Below are 15,546 nucleotides of genomic sequence, written 5' to 3'. Positions count from 1 at the left end.
TTCAGATTCTTCTTGATTTGCGTTTACGTTTGGCTTCTTCTTTCTTGATGGCGTTTTGAAACGCCTGTTCCTCAGGGTCGAAGCCGGGGCCGAGAGTGAACAGATTTCCGATTGCCCCGACGGTGGCTTCAATCACATCTTCCACAAGTGAGGACTTTTGCGTCGGGGTATATTCGACGGTTACCTTGGGGCGCGTCGGAGCGTAATCAGACTGTTGTTGCCCATGCTTGCGGTTAAACTCAAAGAGGTTGTTCAGGCGGCGATATGTGAAAGCACGGTCGATTTTAGACCCGTTGACTGTTATATCACCGTCTGTAAATTTCACGCCGATGCGTATGCCGGTGTTGTGGTCATCATGGAATTTTACCTCAAGTCCTGCACAGGCAAGGCGGCGCGAGAACTCATCCCACGACTTACAGCCATAAATCGCCTGACTGATCCGCTCCTTAAATACCGGAATTTTGTCCTCGTATTTCTTTTTCAGCGGCGAGTATGTGAGTCCGTATTTGTCCTTGATAGCCTTTACAACACGGTCGCTGCGCCTGAAATTGTTGCGCTCGTCGACTGCCTTGCCTAACATATCCACACGATTATAGACGATATGAAAATGCGGATGTCCGGTTTCCAGATGGCGCACGACAAGATACTGGGTGTTCTTGATTCCCATGCCGTCCATGTACTCTTTGGCGAGCTGAGCCATGAATTCATCGGTCAGGCGAGGCGCATCGGCGTTGTCAAAACTGATGGAAATATGTCCTGCCGGATTCTCCTTTCCGGGCATAAATCCATGTATAGCTTCAAACGATTGTACCATTTTCGCATAGTCGGAGACGAAAATATTTTCGCTTCCGATGATGCGCCATGTGTCGGCTGTGTACTCTTTCGGGTCGTGGAATTGGCGCGTCACATACCCCACGACATCGTGAAATGTGCCGCTTTTAAGTATTCTTGCAAACATAATCAGTCTCTTTATTGGGTCTTAATTTTTTGAGAATGTCAAACATCTTATCGACGACAGCGGCTAATTTATTGGCCGCGCTGCGAAGTTTGAGCTGATGAAAACAGGTCATTGCCTGATTGAAATCGGAACTGAGATTTAGTATTCCTCTGGCAATTTCCTGTTCAATCCCGCTCAGGCGACTGACAATCGTGAGCCGGAACGCGCCGTGTCTGACATACTCCGCCATCTTTACTCCGGCGGCTTTTGACCGCTCCAGAAGGTCGGAGTATTCGGCATCGTTCAGTTTGATTGTAACCACATGGGTGCGCTTCTCATCGGTCGGTTTAGAGGGACGACCACCCTTCCTGACAGTAGGTTTACTCATAGTAGACATTGTTGTGGTTTATTTGAATTGGGAGGCAAAGAGCGGCTTATGCTGCGCAGTTTTGGGAGTCGTTTTCGGAGAAAAAGAAATCCCGAAACATATCCTTGCCTTCCCAATTCACTACGTTCATCGGGAAGCTGCCCCACGGTGTACCGGGTGCAGTGGTCCCCCGACATTATTATCTCAGAGTTTACGCCATATTTCGATGTCGTCGGCATAGAGATTGAGATGCTCCAAAAGGACAGCATTGATGTAGCTGCCGACGGTGGTGTCACGGTCACCGAGGATGCGGGCGATGCGTTCGAGCTTCGCCCATACGCTGTCCTCTATGTTGACCTGATGACGCTTCATCAGTTTTGCAGGTGTGAGATAGGTAGCCTTGAACTCGGCGTAATCCAATTTGCGCTGCTGCTTGCCCACGCGCTGTTGCTTGGGCTGCTCGGTAGTATCGGTTGCCGTCTGCTCGTTGTCGAACAGATTGTCTGTATTGGTAGGATTGGTGCTGTTAACAGCGTTGTCGCTGTTAACAGGATTGACAGGGATGGTTGAGTTGATTGAATTATCCGGTTGCATAATAATTTGTGATTTGATGGTTGATACTTTGGATTCGGGTGCATCGGTCAACTCGGTTGACTTGGATGCGGTGGATTTATTTGTTTTCATTGGATAGTGTGTTTTTGGTGAAACTTTGATTTGTGAGATACTCATTCAAGTCGTTGAACTCGGAGTATAGTATGGAGCGGTCAATCACCGCAGAGCCATATATGGCTGTCAGCTCGGTGAGTGCTGTTCGTCCGGCAGTGTCGTTGTCAAGATAGTAGTTGATGGTGGTGTAGCCTTTGAGATATGGCACAGCCTTGTTGGTATTGACAACCGAGTTGAGTATGATTGCGTCGGCTCCGCTGATTATGCCGAGTGTGAGTGCGGAGAGATAATCAATAAACCCCTCGAACACGGCACACTCTTTTGACGGGCCATCTCTCGCCCACGGCAGATATGAGATGTCCTTGCGACCCCGGCAACCTTTGAAATATCGGTTGCGCAGTTCCCGGCCACCGCTGACATTCTCGAATGCCACGGCAAAATAAAATCTGCCGTTAACGTTGTAGTGAGCCTCCTTGCATTTCGCTTTGGCGATGTGTGCCGGAATGCCACGCTCTTGGAGGTATGCGACAAGTGCGCGGTGTTCCAGTGGCACGACCTCAAATCGCTCCATGCTCGGCGCAGAGTGTCGCTGGGGATAAGAGGAAGCGACTGTCTGCACCGATGGCACCGGACAACTGTCAGCGATGCAACGCATGAGATAGCGCAGGTCGGTTGACCGATATATCTCGGTTGCAAGGTCAATGATGTTGCCGCCTCTGCCAAGTCCGAAATCATACCAGCAATTGAGCGTGGTTTCCACCTTAAACGACGGCGTATGTTCCTGTCGCAATGGCGACTTATACCATAGCCTCGTTCCTTTTCTTGCCGTCGGTTCATGTCCGAGTTGAGACAAGAAGGTGGCTAAAGGGATTGATTTAATCTCTTTTATCATGAGTTCTAAAATGTTTGGGTGAGCTGGTTCGTGGTTCAGGTCCTATTATATATGCCCTTTGCTAAACCAAACCAGAATTGTGTTTCTCAATAGTAGAAATCCGGATTGTAGATATACTCGCGGTTCTCATAGCGAATCATGCCTTTGTTGTCAAGAAAGGTCTTTAAGCCCTTGACCTTATTGTTGGAATACGAGTGTCCGCAGGCGGCATATCCGGCTTTCAATGCCGCCTCGAAATTGCGACAACCTTTTATCGGGCCGTTGACGAAAACTACCGCCAACGCTTCGCGGTGCTGTTCCTCGGTCAACTCCTTGTAGGGATACGGATCTTTGGCTTTCTTGCCCGGTTCGGTGAACACATATCCGCTGGCTATCTCCGGCAGACCGTAGTCATTGATACGGAATGCAAACGGGTCGAACTCGGCGGCGCGTATCATGGCGGCGCAGACCTCAGACACGGTATCATCTGTTTTACTGCGGCTCACCTGAAGGACGGTTTCAGCCTTGTTGTTCAGCTCGGTACCTACATGGCCACGGGCATTGTCATCGCTCTTGTTGAGATGCAGGACGGTGTGTATATGTATCTGGAATTTGTCAGTCCATTCCATCAGCTTGCCAATAAGGTCGGTGGACTCCTTGGCGCAGTTGATGTCATACATCAGGTCGCGCACACCATCGATGATTACCAGACCAACGCCGGGAGTATTGATGATGGCCTGTTCGATAACCTCAAGGCGCAACGAGGGTGTAAGCTGACGCAGGGCCGCGAATTTCAGATTCTCCGGATGGGTGTCGGTCGGCAGTTTTGCCAGTCGCAGAGCGCGCTCCATGACCTTCTGACAGTGATACGGACTTTGCTCGGTGTCGAAATAGAGGATTGTGCGCTTGTCGTCAGGAAACTCGACGGTATAGCCCAGCACCTTGCCGTTGACGAGCGAAGCACCGACAATGGCAGCTACATTAAAGGTCTTTTTGCTTTTCGCCTTTCCGGTGGATGCCGAGAAGTTACCAAGTGTGCCGATAACGCTGCCATTGGCATACAGCACCTCCGGCGCAGTCTGAATCTCATCAGTGATTCTCAACTGCTTCTCCTCCCAGAGTCGGAGGATGTCTTGCTTTACTTCGCTCACTTTTCACCTCCTTCCTTATAAGCCTGCATAAGGTCGAGTGCTTTCTGGGCGTCTATGACGATTTTTCTGCCTGATTGTGTAATGGCATCTTTGATTACGCCACTGTTCTTGATACGGTGTGCAGTAGCCTTGCTGCACTGGAGAAGGTCGCATAGTCCTTTGATTCCATAAACGAGCCAACGCTTTGCTGTGGTGGCAACATTTTCGTCAGAGGTTACGCTTGTGGGTGCGGGTGGAGTCTTGACAAAATGAGAGTCAAGTAATTCTAAAAATTGTTCTCCGGTGTACTGCCAGAGAGGAAGTTTGAGTAACTGGTCTTTTGTCATACGCAGTGTTGTTTAGAGTTGTACTTACCGCCCTCTTGTAGGGCGCATCCGAGTAACTCCCGGACACTGCAAAATTACTGCCGGCCATGAGTGGTGTGTATGTGGTGTATGAATATGTATATAGCAAAGCTACCCGCCAGAGTATCAAACTCTAACGGGTAGTATCATGAGGTTTCAAAAGTGGAATTTCAAGTGGTGAAAGTGGTGCGCGAGTGGTATCTTTAAGTTGCAAGGACTCTCATGCTCGCTTTTTATGATTTTTGAGGATTCTGTCAATCTCATCAGCATACTCTCTGCTTGACACACTGGCATCATCGCCGCGTGGATGACAATACTTCTTTTCATAGTAGCTCCACTGAATATCAAGATGAGCGAGAATATCCTCGCGCCACGCTGCTTTATGCTTGGCCGGAACAATCTCGTATAATTTCGATATGAGATAACACGCCTTGATTTTCTGTTTTGGTCGTATCTTTATAGGTTCATGCTTACCATGGAGATTGAGCGATGAATGGAACTGAGTCTCGGTGCTGTCGAAAACATCAGAACAAACTTCGTATAACTCCGAAACAAGTAACATAGGGAACAGATCTTCTTCCCATTGTCGGCATGATTTCGTATTTGTCTGATTCTGTTTTACAGGTTGTTCAGGTGCCGGATAACTACCATTGGGAACCTGCATCTTTTGGATAAAGGTTTCTTTACATTTCGGATGTAACCGAATTTCACATGGCGGAAAGTATCGCTCCACCGTGATGAAAATTCTACGACAGACACTTCGCAACTCATGGTACACATCGAATGATGGCTTCAACAGAAATTCGTCATATTCAACGCTTTCCTGTAATTTCTTAAGGAACTCCCGTTTCTTTTCAAGCCATCCTTCACGGGTTTCGGACATATGGAATTGCTCGATTTCCTGTTTGTATTTATCTATCGTCCAGTCGTCAGGCACCGGGATTTTGTGGCAAGCCTTTAGTGCGTACTCATAATGAGCTGCACAGATATAGAAAATCTCCACGTCTTTTAGGAAGTGGTTGCTTTCGTACCCGTCTATCATGTCTGCCTTGGATTTATTCTTACGTTCACGGTCCAACGTATGGAATACACTCCAGAATGTAAGTAGCCTTGTTGCAATCTCGGCACAGTAATTTCGGGTTTGGTCAGCTTGTACCTTTCCGATTTCTCCAGAGGCGTGAGATTCGATGATAGCGTTTTCGATATCAATAGAACATAGTTTGCTGGTGGCTTCGGCAATTCGCTTGTATAAAATTGTATCCTGTTTGGCTACCAGCGGAACTTTCGTAAGCTGCCTCAAATCTTCCAATATTGGCACAACATCGCGTAAGGTCGTATAGTTTGGCATTGGCGGGGTGGTATTTAACGGGCTGATGAATATGAATGCCAATCTTTCTTAACAATACTTGTTGAAACGTTATGAAATTTTAGCACTCAGTAACTCAAACAACTAATATATCAGGAGTGTTCACAGAAAGTCTAATTGAAAGGAATTAAAATACTGAAGTGTTATTATGCTAAAAAAAGTTAAACCTTTAAGTCGAAGGTGTAAAAGTCTGAGAAATTTGTTTTATCTTTGCAGATTAAGAAATCAGAACTCCCTTACAAAATGATTGATGTTAGGACAGCAGCAAAGTATCTGCTTCAGCGATACGAGCAAGAATCAGGTAGTACTATGGATGAAATGAAGCTCCATAAATTGCTTTATTTCACCCAGAGGGAAAGTTTTGTCCTATTGGGGAAACCTATGTTTCTTGACAAATTTGAAGCGTGGAAATACGGACCAGTCATGCGCTGTCTCAGAAAAACACACTGGGATCGTCAGGTTCAATCGTTATCAGCAGACTCAGAATATATTCCTGTTCTTGAAGACACATTAAGGAGATATGCAGGGATGGGGTCTTGGACATTGAGCAATATTTCTCACGGCGAGACTTGTTGGCAAAAGGCCAAAGATAAAGAGGTCGGTTCATACCCTGTGGAAATTGAGACTTCCGATATAGAGTATGATGCCAGGGTCATCAAGTACAGACGATTCATGTGTCCCCAATGAAAATTACCAAAGATCAATTAGACATTCTGAATTCATTCAGCGTCACGCGATTGAAAGAAGACGATTCATTGCTCAGAGAAGTCAGTGACTTTGAGAACTCCAAAAACGAGAATTTGGTTGACTATCTTGTAGGAAATGCATTTGATGACGATGCTGAGAACAGGTGTGCATGCTATGCAGTTAGGAATGAAGACGGCGAAATCCTCTGTTATTTTTCAATCAAGTGTGGGCTCCTTTACTCAGAATTTGAGGAATTGAAGAAATTTGAAAAATTCAAGAACCATAAAATAAAGCTTATGGAACTTGAACAAAGAGGCGATCAAGCTGTGGTAAAGGAGTATATAGAAGAAATCAAGACGAAACTCAAGGAAGCAAAGGAAGACATCGAACGATTATTGGGTAAATTCGACTCAATGCCTACCAATAAGCAGGTCGCCAAATCTTTTCCTTCTATAGAATTGACCCACTTTTGTGTCAATGAAGCTTACCGGAATAAATGGCAGACATACGGGTTCTCAGCAAAAAACAGAATAGGATCCACTATGTTCTGGCATGTGATTGTTGGCATTGTTGAAAAGATAAGAAGCCTCACTGGTTGTGAATTCTTATATCTCTTTGCAGCCGACTCCACTTCCGACCGCCATTTGGTGAATCATTACAAGAATATGATGGGACTCCGTGAAGATATGGCAATGTCAGCACTTCAGCCAATCTATGACTTCAACTGCACATTCTTGTGCGCGGACATCGATTCGCTCCTCAAAGCCAGAGAGGATTTCTACGAAAATTTCAATGTTACTGAAGATTTTGTCTGAAGTTGCAATTGAATTCAGTCTACAATAAAAAGAGCGGCCTTGACCGCTCTTTTTTCGTTTACCAGCCATGTATTGGCTATAAAGATCAAACTTCGGTAAACCCGCAAATTTTAGTATGTCAAACTACGATAAATAGGCATATTGGGGGGATACGTACTACGATAAACCGACATTCATGACATTTTTTTTGGATGAAGCTTCATAAAATTGGTGGCACTATGAAGATTTTCTCGTTGAAAGCCTGCATCATAGCGGGTGTTACATTGGATATATAACCTGCAAGGAGTGCAGACACCTCCGATGTGGCATGACCTACCGCATAGTCTATGTAAGCGGTCATGACCCCATGATGCGCCAATGCCGAGATAAACGAGTTGCGGGCATACTGGGGAGTGACACTTTGGATTCCGAGAGATTCGCATACGTCCTTTATGTTCTTTGAGATGCGGCGGTTAAAGTCGTGAACACGGATTGCTTTCTGTTCATCAGTGACGGCATTAAGAAAAATATCAGGGAAAACCAGTTCACCGGGACTATATGGTGATGCATACACATCAAGCAATTGCCGTAACTGCGGAATTATGGGTACTGATGTTTCATCAAGCTGCTTGCCGATAGGTTTGTTTGCCCTGTCAATCTTAGATCGGATGAAAACAAATTGCGGAAATTTCTGCGAGACTGCCGCCTTCTCTGTCCAGACGAGTTTAGCCATATCTATAGTATTCATACCATTCAGACAATAAAGAAGTAGCGAGCGCCCAACGGCACGGGCATACTTCGATTGCTTATCAGGTGCAGCAAGCCAATATTCCCACAACCTCAATACTTCTTCCACAGTCAAGGCATTCAAGCGGCGACGGTTGCCTGCATGAATAAGACCTTTGAAATTGGGAACCATAGTGGTGTGTCCGTCTTTATATGCCTGATTGAACACAGCACGAGTGGCGCGAAGAATTACCATTCGCGTGTCCAAAGAAAGCGGCTGATCTGTGCCGTTTCGCGCTTTCTGTTCATCAAGCCATTTGGCGAAGCGTGTAATTATGGCGGTATCGACAGCACTGAGAGAAATAGGTTTATCCTTGCGGAACAGTTTGAACCAGTCAAGCGCGGAAGAATACATAGCGCGGGTCTTTACTTTTTCTTTCGATGCTCCAAGAGCTGCCCAATAAGAAAAAGTATCATCTGCTCTCATCGTTTTTTCTGTCACTTTCCCTTCCGACTTGTCGAGATAGCTTTTCAAGTCGGCTACAGAGAAGCGATTGAGCAAGATAAGCTCATCAGCTTTGGCGCATACCCGATCAAACATCTTGCGAAGTTCTTTTCGAGTTTCGATGGCGGTATTAGATTTTGAGAACAGAGCCTCGTATTCTTTCATTGATGACACCTTATATCCGGTTGAGAAATATCTTCTCGCCCGCTGATGGGTGACGCAGACTGTCAACGGCACAGATTTGCCTGTGTCGAATTTATATCTATTATCAGGAGCGAGAATGATATACACCGTCGCCCCTGCGAATCTCCGGGATTCGTCGCTGAAGAGAGCCTTATTCATATTGATGTGTTCAAAGTTGTGTTCAAGTTTTTATCAGACCTGCCAGATCCAATAAAACAATCAGGGAGCGTGTTCAGCAAATGGGGTTTGAACACATTTTGAACACAACTCGCGAGTTTCAAGAGGTCTCGCACAAAATTACAAAGATTGTTTTGTACTTGCAAATATCTGATAATCAATCTGTATATTATTAACAAAGTTTCATACGGTTTCGTTCAAAATCACGCCTTCCACCTACTCATAATCAGGGAGTCCTTGGTTCAAGCCCAAGTGGGACCACCTCTAAAAATCTCTACTTATCTATAAATTAGGTAAATAGAGATTTTTTTGTTTTGTATATTTGTCCGCAAATTGTCCACGAATTTGAGTTTTAGAGCGGGGTGGACAAGAAAATTTTGTTAAAAATAGTGGTCTTTTCTTTATTCGGGCAGATTCTCCCCCCAATACGCATTCACTGAACTTTTCTTTTGGGGAAGCGTTTTCAATGGTGATGTAATATTTTGTTTCACTGTTAATGCCCCCTGAATGAATAAAGAGGACACTAAAAGGCTTACCAAAGAGCTGCTGAAAGAATGGCAGCGCACCCACTATCAGGAATATTGCGATTTCTCCGACTTGATGCACAACCGCGATGGCAAGGGGTTCGATGTGGTATTTGCAGAAGCGTGTATGATGATTCCAAGATTTGAAAAGGAACTCGTATTGTATCTGAAGAATGACCGCTCCGAAGGGATAGAAGATCTGGAGACCATGCTCAAGGAGGAAGGAATTATCTCCAAATTATCCCTACACTTCTTTGCCCAGCTGCCCGACAGTAATGTGCCGGCCATGCTATGTTGGCTTTTCTTTGGCCGCAGTTTCGAGTGTATGGTAGAATATGGAGAGGAAATGATCCGCAATCCTAAATTGAATTTTCTTTTACGTCGCCTCGCGCGTGTAAACATTAAGGTCATTATCAACCGTAGCATTTCGATAAAGGCAAGGACGGAGGCAGACTGGGTCAAGTTTGTGGAAGAACTTGATGAAATCGGAGAGACCCCGACAGTCACTGCAAGTGTGGTATCTAAATTCAAATCATTGCCGACAGATACGAAAGCGACAATGAAAGAAACCTCCGAGAAGAAACCTATCACCGGCAAACAGAAGAAACGCCGGACGCTTGAAGAACTGCTGCCCAACGGTGATGAGTATCTTTTCGATTCTATCGACGAACATGTAAACCTCCGTCAGAGCGGGCGCGATCTGGCGATGCTGTATCTCGTTCTTGACAAAGGTCGGGCTATGGTGAGGACAACCGTCACTGAATTTCATGCCGCACTCGTTGTGAGATATAAGGACAAGAAGAATATAGAGATTCCGGGACACCGATGGATTCAGGGTGCATTGAAAGATTATCTTGAACCTACGGAATATCGGCAGAAATCTATTCTTACTTTCGAGCGACCCGAACACATTGTTGATTACAACGAGTTGCGGGAACGCCTCAATGTCGCCGACTATATGTATTCATACTGACAGCACACATTATATTATAATATTATAACCGGGAGTCATCCGACATAACGTCGAGTGACTCCCCGTTTCTTTTTTCATGCTCTGACGCTATTTCGACAGCCTTCTATCCAGCATAAAATCCACAAAATTCTTCGTTTTACTTCGCAACGAATTAAAGCGAACTTAACACGCTGTGTATCAGTGTTATAAATTTGGAGAAAGCAAACAAATATGCTTACTTCGCACCGTCAAAACGCAAAAGCGAATGTCGGAATTGATATTGCTAAGGGTAAAGACCGGTCACCCGATGCCATCAGTTCCATTCATTATTTCGCTTTCCGCGCGGCGACCGTCGGGCATTTAATTGTTGTCGGTGTCCGATGAAAAAAATAACACAGACGACGCGAGGAATAAAAGATGATTGATTTTTCAAATCTCTCGCCCGAGGAGCTGACCGGACTTTCTATCACGCTCCCTCTGGCACACCTCTTTGAAATTGTCGAACACACGGCAGAACGTGTAGTGGATAAATTCAAGGAGGAGATTCTTCCGGCACATAAGCCCGTGGATCAGGATCCTCTCATTCCCCGCTTGGAGGTGATGAGAATCCTTGGAGTCTGCTCCAATACTCTCCGAAATTGGCGCAGGAGTAAATATCTTGAAGCCACCCTTGTCGGCGGCAAAGTCTTCTATAGGACATCGGCCATTAACACTATTCTCGATAAGTATGGAAAAGAACACATCTAACCAGAAATCAGTTGACCCGATGCTCGTTCTCGGCAAAGCCGTTGATATGAGCGTGAAAATCCGTGGCGGGGATTTCCCTCTGGGCGCGTTGCCGATTAAGATTCAGAGAATCGTCATGGAAGCGCACGACTGTTACGGCTATCCGGTGGATTATCTTGCCGGGGCTATGCTCGTGGCTATAGGACTTGGTATAGGAAATACCCATTTCGCACGGCTCAAAGGGAAATGGGACGAGAGTGCCATACTTTTCATGGCTCTTGTCGGAAGACCGGGAGCCTGCAAGTCACATCCGCTGAATTTTGCCATCAGACCGTTCACAGAGCTGGACGGTGTGGCGACACGCGCCTATGTCAAGGCGTGTGAGGAATACGAGCGTCAGCGCGAGTTACCGATAAAGGAACGCTCAGAGCCGCATCCCGTCGCCCCTGTATGCAAACGGTTCCTGATTTCAGATGCGACACCCGAAGCGATGTTGCTTATCCACTCGCAGAATCTGCGCGGCATCTGTATGTGGAATGATGAACTCGCGGGCTGGTTCAAGAACTTCAACCGATACAACAAAGGTTCTGATGAAGAATACTGGCTAAAGCTGTTCAACGCAAATCCATCATTCTCTGACCGCAAAGGAGTGAAGAATTCGGTATATATCAGCCGCCCTTTCATCTCGGTGGTGGGGACTATCCAGAACGGTATTCTCAACGAACTTGCGCAGGGAAGCCGCACATCAAACGGTTTTATCGACCGCTTGCTGTTTGTCATGCCCCACAATCAGGACAAACAGCCGTGGAGCGACAAAGAGCCAACTTTCGATATAGAAGCGGAATGGGCGGAGATAATAGAAAGGCTCGTCGCTATTCCATACGAAACGGATACAGACGGAAATGTCATAGCTAACATCCTACCCTTTGCGCCGGATGCGAAGACAAGACTCTACGAATGGCAGCGTCGGAACACCGAGGAATGTAACCGCGAGGAATGTGACGCGCTTAAAGGAGTTTACAACAAGTTCGATTTCCATGCAATTCGGTTCTGCCTGATATTGCAGATGGCGAGATGGGCCTGCGGCGAAGCCGACAGGACAGAAATAGACCTTTTATCCGTAGAAAATGCCATATCGCTCGTGGATTATTTCAAATCCACCGCCAGAAAAGTACATGGCATCATCAGCGAAATGTCGCTGACCGAGCAACAGAGAGCCATCATCGCCGCTCTCCCTGACTGTTTCACGACCGAGGAAGGGATAGCTGTAGCAAAGGAGAACGGTATGCCGGGGCGCACGTTTCAGGACTTTCTCAAACGGTCGGTATCATTAGGCAATTATTTCCAACGTGAGAAGCATGGGCATTATTCCAAACTTTGACACCTGCGCTTTCTGCATTTTCCGCATTTTCTATCTCCAAAATGCGGGTTACGCAGAAAATGCAAGCATATTTCTTTGAGAATCTATGAACGCACACCGATTCATTCTCCAGCCCTATAAGGGAGCGGCGACACGGCACACTTGCCCTGCCTGCCACAAAAAACGCTGTTTCAGCCGCTACATCGACACCGAGAAACAAATCTCGTTTCCTGATGATGTCGGAAGATGCGACCATGAACAGAGTTGCGGTTACCACTTGACGCCGAAGGATTATTTTGAGCGTAATCCGGAGGCGAAGCCCTTGCGCTCCGCTTTCGCCACTCCGTCAGCATGGCGAGCCAAATCGACCGAGCAGCGAAAACCAACATCTTTTATCGCGTCAGAGACTGTTTCACAGACTCTGCACGGCTATGAGAAAAACAATCTCTATCTGTTCCTCCGCTCCAGGTTCGGAGCCGAGGATGCTCTCCGACTGATAAAGGATTACCGCGTCGGCACATCGAAGCACTGGCCGGGGTCATGCGTGTTCTGGCAGACCGACATCAACGGCAGTGTCCGTACCGGAAAGGTAATGCTCTACGATGCCGAGACTGGCAAGCGCGTGAAGGAACCGTTCAACCATGTTACATGGGTTCACTCGTTGCTCCGACTGCCCGATTTCAATCTGCGTCAGTGTTTCTTCGGAGAACACCTGTTGCCGATGAACAGAGGCAAACCTGTTGCCATCGTCGAGAGCGAGAAGACCGCACTTGTGGCATCGTACTATCTGCCCGAATATGTGTGGCTCGCTTCCAGCGGTAAAAACGGATGCTTCAATTCTGATGCACTCCGTGTTCTCAAAGGTCATCAAGTTATTCTGTATCCCGACATCGGCGCAACCGACCAGTGGCGGCAGAAACTGAGTTTGCTCCGCAATCTCGGTATCGAGGCAAGCACCTTCAACTATCTTGAAGAAATTGCCACTGATAACGAGCGAACAGCAGGACTTGACATAGCTGACTATCTCCTGCAAATCGAGCCTGACCAAGCTGTGCTGCAATCTATGATACGCCGAAATCCGATTTTGCAGAAACTCATTGATGACCTGCAACTCACTCTCGTGTCAGTCGAACGGTATGACCCGGATACTGATGCTATTCACAAACCCTCAAACACTGAAAAACAATGATTGCGAAAAAATCTCCGTCAACAACCGCATCCAAGTCAACCAAGTTGACAGATGCGACCAAATCCAAAGTATCAACCTCTAACCCCGAAGTTACAATGAAATCAGATAACTCTATCAACTCCACCATCGCTATCAACGCGACCACCACAATCAACAGCGATAACGCTGTTAACAACACTACTCCTGCCAACGCCGACAATCTGTTTGACAACGAGCAGACAGCAACCGAGGCAACATCTGTGACCGCCACAACCGAGCCGCCGAAACAACAGCGCATCGGCAAGCAACAGCGCAAATCGGATTATGCCGATTTCAAGGCCACGTTCCTTACACCGTCAAAGCTGATGAAGCGTCATCCGGTCAACATCGAGGACAGCGTATGGGCGAAGCTCGAACGCATCGCCCGTATCCTCGGCGACCGCGACACGACTGTCGGCAGCTACATCAACGCTGTCCTCTCCGACCACCTGCGAGCCTACTCCCCGGACATCGAAGTTTGGCGCAAACTATGAGATAATTATTTCGGGATACCACTGCACCCGGTACACCGTGGGGCAGCTTCCCGATGAACGTAGTGAATTGGGAAGGCAAGGATATGTTTCGGGATTCCTTTTTCTCCGAAAAACGCCTCCCTAAACTGCGCGTTGAAAAACGCTCTTTGCCTCCCCAATTCACATAACCCATCATAATGACCACAATGAGTAAATCACCCACAAGAAAGGGCGGTCGCCCCTCTAAACCGACCGACGAGAAGCGCACCCACGTGGTGACAATCAAGCTGACTGATGCCGAACATGCCGACCTCAAAAAGCGGTCGAAAGCTGCCGGTGTAAAACTGGCAGAGTATGTCCGCCACGGAGCGTTCCGGCTCACAATCGTCAGCCGCCTTACCGAGATTGAAAAGGAAATAGCCAGAGGAATACTCAATCTCAGTTCCGATTTCAATCAGGCGATGACCTGTTTTCATCAGCTCAAACTCCGCAGCGCGGCAAATAAATTAGCGGCTGTCGTAGACTGGATGTTTGACATTCTCAAAAAATTAAGACCCAACAAGGAGACCGACTATGTTTGCAAGAATCCTTAAAATCGGCACGTTTCACGATGTCGTGGGGTACGTGACACGACAGTTTCACGACCCGAAAGAATACACGCCCGACACATGGCGCATCATCGGAAGCGATAATGTTTTCACCTCCGACTATGCCAAGATTGTGCAATCCTTTGAGACGATACACGGATTTATGCCTGGCAAGGAGAATCCGGCGGGGCATATCTCCATCAGTTTTGACAATGCCGACGCTCCCCGGCTTACCGATGAATTCATGGCTCAACTCGCCAAAGAATATCTGGACGGAATGGGATTCAAGGACACACAATACCTTATCGTGCGTCATCTTGAAACCGAACATCCGCATTTCCACATCGTCTATAACCGTGTGAATCTTCATGGCAAAGCCGTCAACGAGCGAAATAATTACAAGCGGAGCGACAAGGTTGTCAAGGCTCTGAAAGACAAATACGGGCTTACATATTCACCTCTCAAGGAGAAATACGAACAGAAAAAGCCCGTGTTCAAGACAAAGATTTCCGCTGCCATATACGGCTGTAAGTCGTGGGATGAATTCTGCCGCCGTCTCGCCTGTGCCGGAATTGACGTGAAATTTCACGATGACCACAACACCGGCGAGCATATCGGTGTGAAATTTTCCGATGGCGATATTACGTTGAACGGCTCCAAAATCGACCCGGCTTTCACATATCGCCGACTCAATAATCTCTTTGAGTTCAACCGCAAGCACGGGCATCAGCAGTCAGATAATGCGACTAAGCAACCCAACGTAACCGTGGAATATGCTCCGTCTCAAAAGACCTCTCTTATCGGGGACATGATGGAAGCCACAGTCGGTGCAATCGGAAATCTGTTCACTCTCGGACCCGGCTTCGACCCGGAGGAACAGGCGTTCCAGAACGCAATCAAGAAAGAGGAAGCCAAACGTAAACGCAAATCAAGAAAAATCTGA

Annotated in this window: 17 protein-coding genes; 9 read left to right on the top strand and 8 right to left on the bottom strand. The window is 47.0% G+C overall.

Annotation, left to right across the window (positions count from 1 at the left end; all coding sequences use genetic code 11):
• Position 1: 1 nt before the first annotated feature.
• From ADH68_RS13305 to ADH68_RS13275, 7 genes are all read right to left on the bottom strand, one after another.
• Positions 2-958 (bottom strand): relaxase/mobilization nuclease domain-containing protein, encoded by a 957-nt coding sequence (locus tag ADH68_RS13305; RefSeq protein ID WP_068960400.1) that lies wholly within the window; start codon positions 956-958, stop codon positions 2-4.
• Complete coding sequence (locus tag ADH68_RS13300) at positions 939-1,325, bottom strand: plasmid mobilization protein (RefSeq protein ID WP_068960401.1); 387 nt, start codon at positions 1,323-1,325, stop codon at positions 939-941. Before ADH68_RS13300 ends, ADH68_RS13305 begins: the two co-directional genes overlap by 20 nt.
• 183 nt (positions 1,326-1,508) lie before the next feature.
• Positions 1,509-1,988 (bottom strand): DUF3408 domain-containing protein, encoded by a 480-nt coding sequence (locus tag ADH68_RS13295; RefSeq protein ID WP_068960402.1) that lies wholly within the window; start codon positions 1,986-1,988, stop codon positions 1,509-1,511.
• The gene (locus ADH68_RS13290) at positions 1,975-2,862 is read right to left on the bottom strand and encodes a toprim domain-containing protein (protein WP_068960403.1); all 888 of its coding nucleotides are present in this window, start codon (positions 2,860-2,862) and stop codon (positions 1,975-1,977) included. The genes ADH68_RS13295 and ADH68_RS13290 overlap by 14 nt, the downstream gene beginning before the upstream one ends.
• Before the next feature lie 86 nt (positions 2,863-2,948).
• Positions 2,949-3,992 (bottom strand): AAA family ATPase, encoded by a 1,044-nt coding sequence (locus ADH68_RS13285; RefSeq protein WP_068960404.1) that lies wholly within the window; start codon positions 3,990-3,992, stop codon positions 2,949-2,951.
• The gene (locus tag ADH68_RS13280) at positions 3,989-4,318 is read right to left on the bottom strand and encodes a DUF3853 family protein (RefSeq protein WP_068960405.1); all 330 of its coding nucleotides are present in this window, start codon (positions 4,316-4,318) and stop codon (positions 3,989-3,991) included. The genes ADH68_RS13285 and ADH68_RS13280 overlap by 4 nt, the downstream gene beginning before the upstream one ends.
• A gap of 238 nt (positions 4,319-4,556) precedes the next feature.
• Complete coding sequence (locus ADH68_RS13275; protein WP_068960406.1) at positions 4,557-5,684, bottom strand: hypothetical protein; 1,128 nt, start codon at positions 5,682-5,684, stop codon at positions 4,557-4,559.
• 327 nt (positions 5,685-6,011) lie between these two features.
• Here ADH68_RS13275 and ADH68_RS13270 point away from each other — a divergent pair, with 327 nt between their 5' ends.
• Both ADH68_RS13270 and ADH68_RS13265 read left to right on the top strand, forming a co-directional pair.
• Complete coding sequence (locus ADH68_RS13270; protein WP_157755902.1) at positions 6,012-6,389, top strand: Panacea domain-containing protein; 378 nt, start codon at positions 6,012-6,014, stop codon at positions 6,387-6,389.
• On the top strand, positions 6,386-7,204 hold the full coding sequence (locus ADH68_RS13265) for a hypothetical protein (RefSeq protein WP_068960408.1): 819 nt from the start codon (positions 6,386-6,388) through the stop codon (positions 7,202-7,204). Before ADH68_RS13270 ends, ADH68_RS13265 begins: the two co-directional genes overlap by 4 nt.
• Before the next feature lie 199 nt (positions 7,205-7,403).
• Here ADH68_RS13265 and ADH68_RS13260 read toward each other — a convergent pair whose 3' ends face one another.
• On the bottom strand, positions 7,404-8,756 hold the full coding sequence (locus ADH68_RS13260; RefSeq protein ID WP_068960409.1) for a phage integrase SAM-like domain-containing protein: 1,353 nt from the start codon (positions 8,754-8,756) through the stop codon (positions 7,404-7,406).
• 525 nt (positions 8,757-9,281) lie between these two features.
• Between ADH68_RS13260 and ADH68_RS13255 the strand changes: the two genes are divergently transcribed.
• The 7 genes from ADH68_RS13255 to ADH68_RS13225 all read left to right on the top strand — a co-directional run bounded on the left by ADH68_RS13255 (position 9,282) and on the right by ADH68_RS13225 (position 15,546).
• Positions 9,282-10,271: a DUF6043 family protein gene (locus tag ADH68_RS13255; protein ID WP_068960410.1), complete on the top strand. Its 990-nt coding sequence runs from the start codon at positions 9,282-9,284 to the stop codon at positions 10,269-10,271.
• 396 nt (positions 10,272-10,667) lie between these two features.
• Positions 10,668-10,997, top strand: coding sequence for a helix-turn-helix domain-containing protein (locus ADH68_RS13250; RefSeq protein ID WP_068960411.1), 330 nt, complete (start codon positions 10,668-10,670; stop codon positions 10,995-10,997).
• Positions 10,978-12,357, top strand: a complete 1,380-nt coding sequence (locus ADH68_RS13245) for a DUF3987 domain-containing protein (protein ID WP_068960412.1) — start codon at positions 10,978-10,980, stop codon at positions 12,355-12,357. Before ADH68_RS13250 ends, ADH68_RS13245 begins: the two co-directional genes overlap by 20 nt.
• An 85-nt stretch (positions 12,358-12,442) precedes the next feature.
• Positions 12,443-13,525 (top strand): DUF6371 domain-containing protein, encoded by a 1,083-nt coding sequence (locus ADH68_RS13240; protein WP_068960413.1) that lies wholly within the window; start codon positions 12,443-12,445, stop codon positions 13,523-13,525.
• Positions 13,526-13,620: 95 nt separating this feature from the next.
• Positions 13,621-14,037, top strand: a complete 417-nt coding sequence (locus ADH68_RS13235) for a DUF3408 domain-containing protein (protein ID WP_161953072.1) — start codon at positions 13,621-13,623, stop codon at positions 14,035-14,037.
• Positions 14,038-14,222: 185 nt separating this feature from the next.
• Positions 14,223-14,609 carry a plasmid mobilization protein gene (locus tag ADH68_RS13230; RefSeq protein WP_133165674.1) on the top strand — a complete coding sequence of 129 codons (387 nt, stop codon included), beginning with the start codon at positions 14,223-14,225 and terminating at the stop codon, positions 14,607-14,609.
• Positions 14,590-15,546 carry a relaxase/mobilization nuclease domain-containing protein gene (locus ADH68_RS13225; protein ID WP_084273972.1) on the top strand — a complete coding sequence of 319 codons (957 nt, stop codon included), beginning with the start codon at positions 14,590-14,592 and terminating at the stop codon, positions 15,544-15,546. Before ADH68_RS13230 ends, ADH68_RS13225 begins: the two co-directional genes overlap by 20 nt.

Source organism: Muribaculum intestinale, from assembly GCF_002201515.1.
Lineage (GTDB): Bacteria > Bacteroidota > Bacteroidia > Bacteroidales > Muribaculaceae > Muribaculum > Muribaculum intestinale.
Note: the sequence above shows the minus strand (reverse complement) of the source record. Positions and strands in the feature narration are given on the sequence as shown.

Coding starts and splice junctions, on each gene's coding strand:
- ADH68_RS13305 (WP_068960400.1), bottom strand. CDS start 958: ATGTTTGCAAGAATACTTAAAAGCGGCACATTTCACGATGTCGTGGGG.
- ADH68_RS13300 (WP_068960401.1), bottom strand. CDS start 1,325: ATGAGTAAACCTACTGTCAGGAAGGGTGGTCGTCCCTCTAAACCGACC.
- ADH68_RS13295 (WP_068960402.1), bottom strand. CDS start 1,988: ATGAAAACAAATAAATCCACCGCATCCAAGTCAACCGAGTTGACCGAT.
- ADH68_RS13290 (WP_068960403.1), bottom strand. CDS start 2,862: ATGATAAAAGAGATTAAATCAATCCCTTTAGCCACCTTCTTGTCTCAA.
- ADH68_RS13280 (WP_068960405.1), bottom strand. CDS start 4,318: ATGACAAAAGACCAGTTACTCAAACTTCCTCTCTGGCAGTACACCGGA.
- ADH68_RS13275 (WP_068960406.1), bottom strand. CDS start 5,684: ATGCCAAACTATACGACCTTACGCGATGTTGTGCCAATATTGGAAGAT.
- ADH68_RS13270 (WP_157755902.1), top strand. CDS start 6,012: ATGGATGAAATGAAGCTCCATAAATTGCTTTATTTCACCCAGAGGGAA.
- ADH68_RS13265 (WP_068960408.1), top strand. CDS start 6,386: ATGAAAATTACCAAAGATCAATTAGACATTCTGAATTCATTCAGCGTC.
- ADH68_RS13260 (WP_068960409.1), bottom strand. CDS start 8,756: ATGAATAAGGCTCTCTTCAGCGACGAATCCCGGAGATTCGCAGGGGCG.
- ADH68_RS13255 (WP_068960410.1), top strand. CDS start 9,282: ATGAATAAAGAGGACACTAAAAGGCTTACCAAAGAGCTGCTGAAAGAA.
- ADH68_RS13250 (WP_068960411.1), top strand. CDS start 10,668: ATGATTGATTTTTCAAATCTCTCGCCCGAGGAGCTGACCGGACTTTCT.
- ADH68_RS13245 (WP_068960412.1), top strand. CDS start 10,978: ATGGAAAAGAACACATCTAACCAGAAATCAGTTGACCCGATGCTCGTT.
- ADH68_RS13240 (WP_068960413.1), top strand. CDS start 12,443: ATGAACGCACACCGATTCATTCTCCAGCCCTATAAGGGAGCGGCGACA.
- ADH68_RS13235 (WP_161953072.1), top strand. CDS start 13,621: ATGAAATCAGATAACTCTATCAACTCCACCATCGCTATCAACGCGACC.
- ADH68_RS13230 (WP_133165674.1), top strand. CDS start 14,223: ATGAGTAAATCACCCACAAGAAAGGGCGGTCGCCCCTCTAAACCGACC.
- ADH68_RS13225 (WP_084273972.1), top strand. CDS start 14,590: ATGTTTGCAAGAATCCTTAAAATCGGCACGTTTCACGATGTCGTGGGG.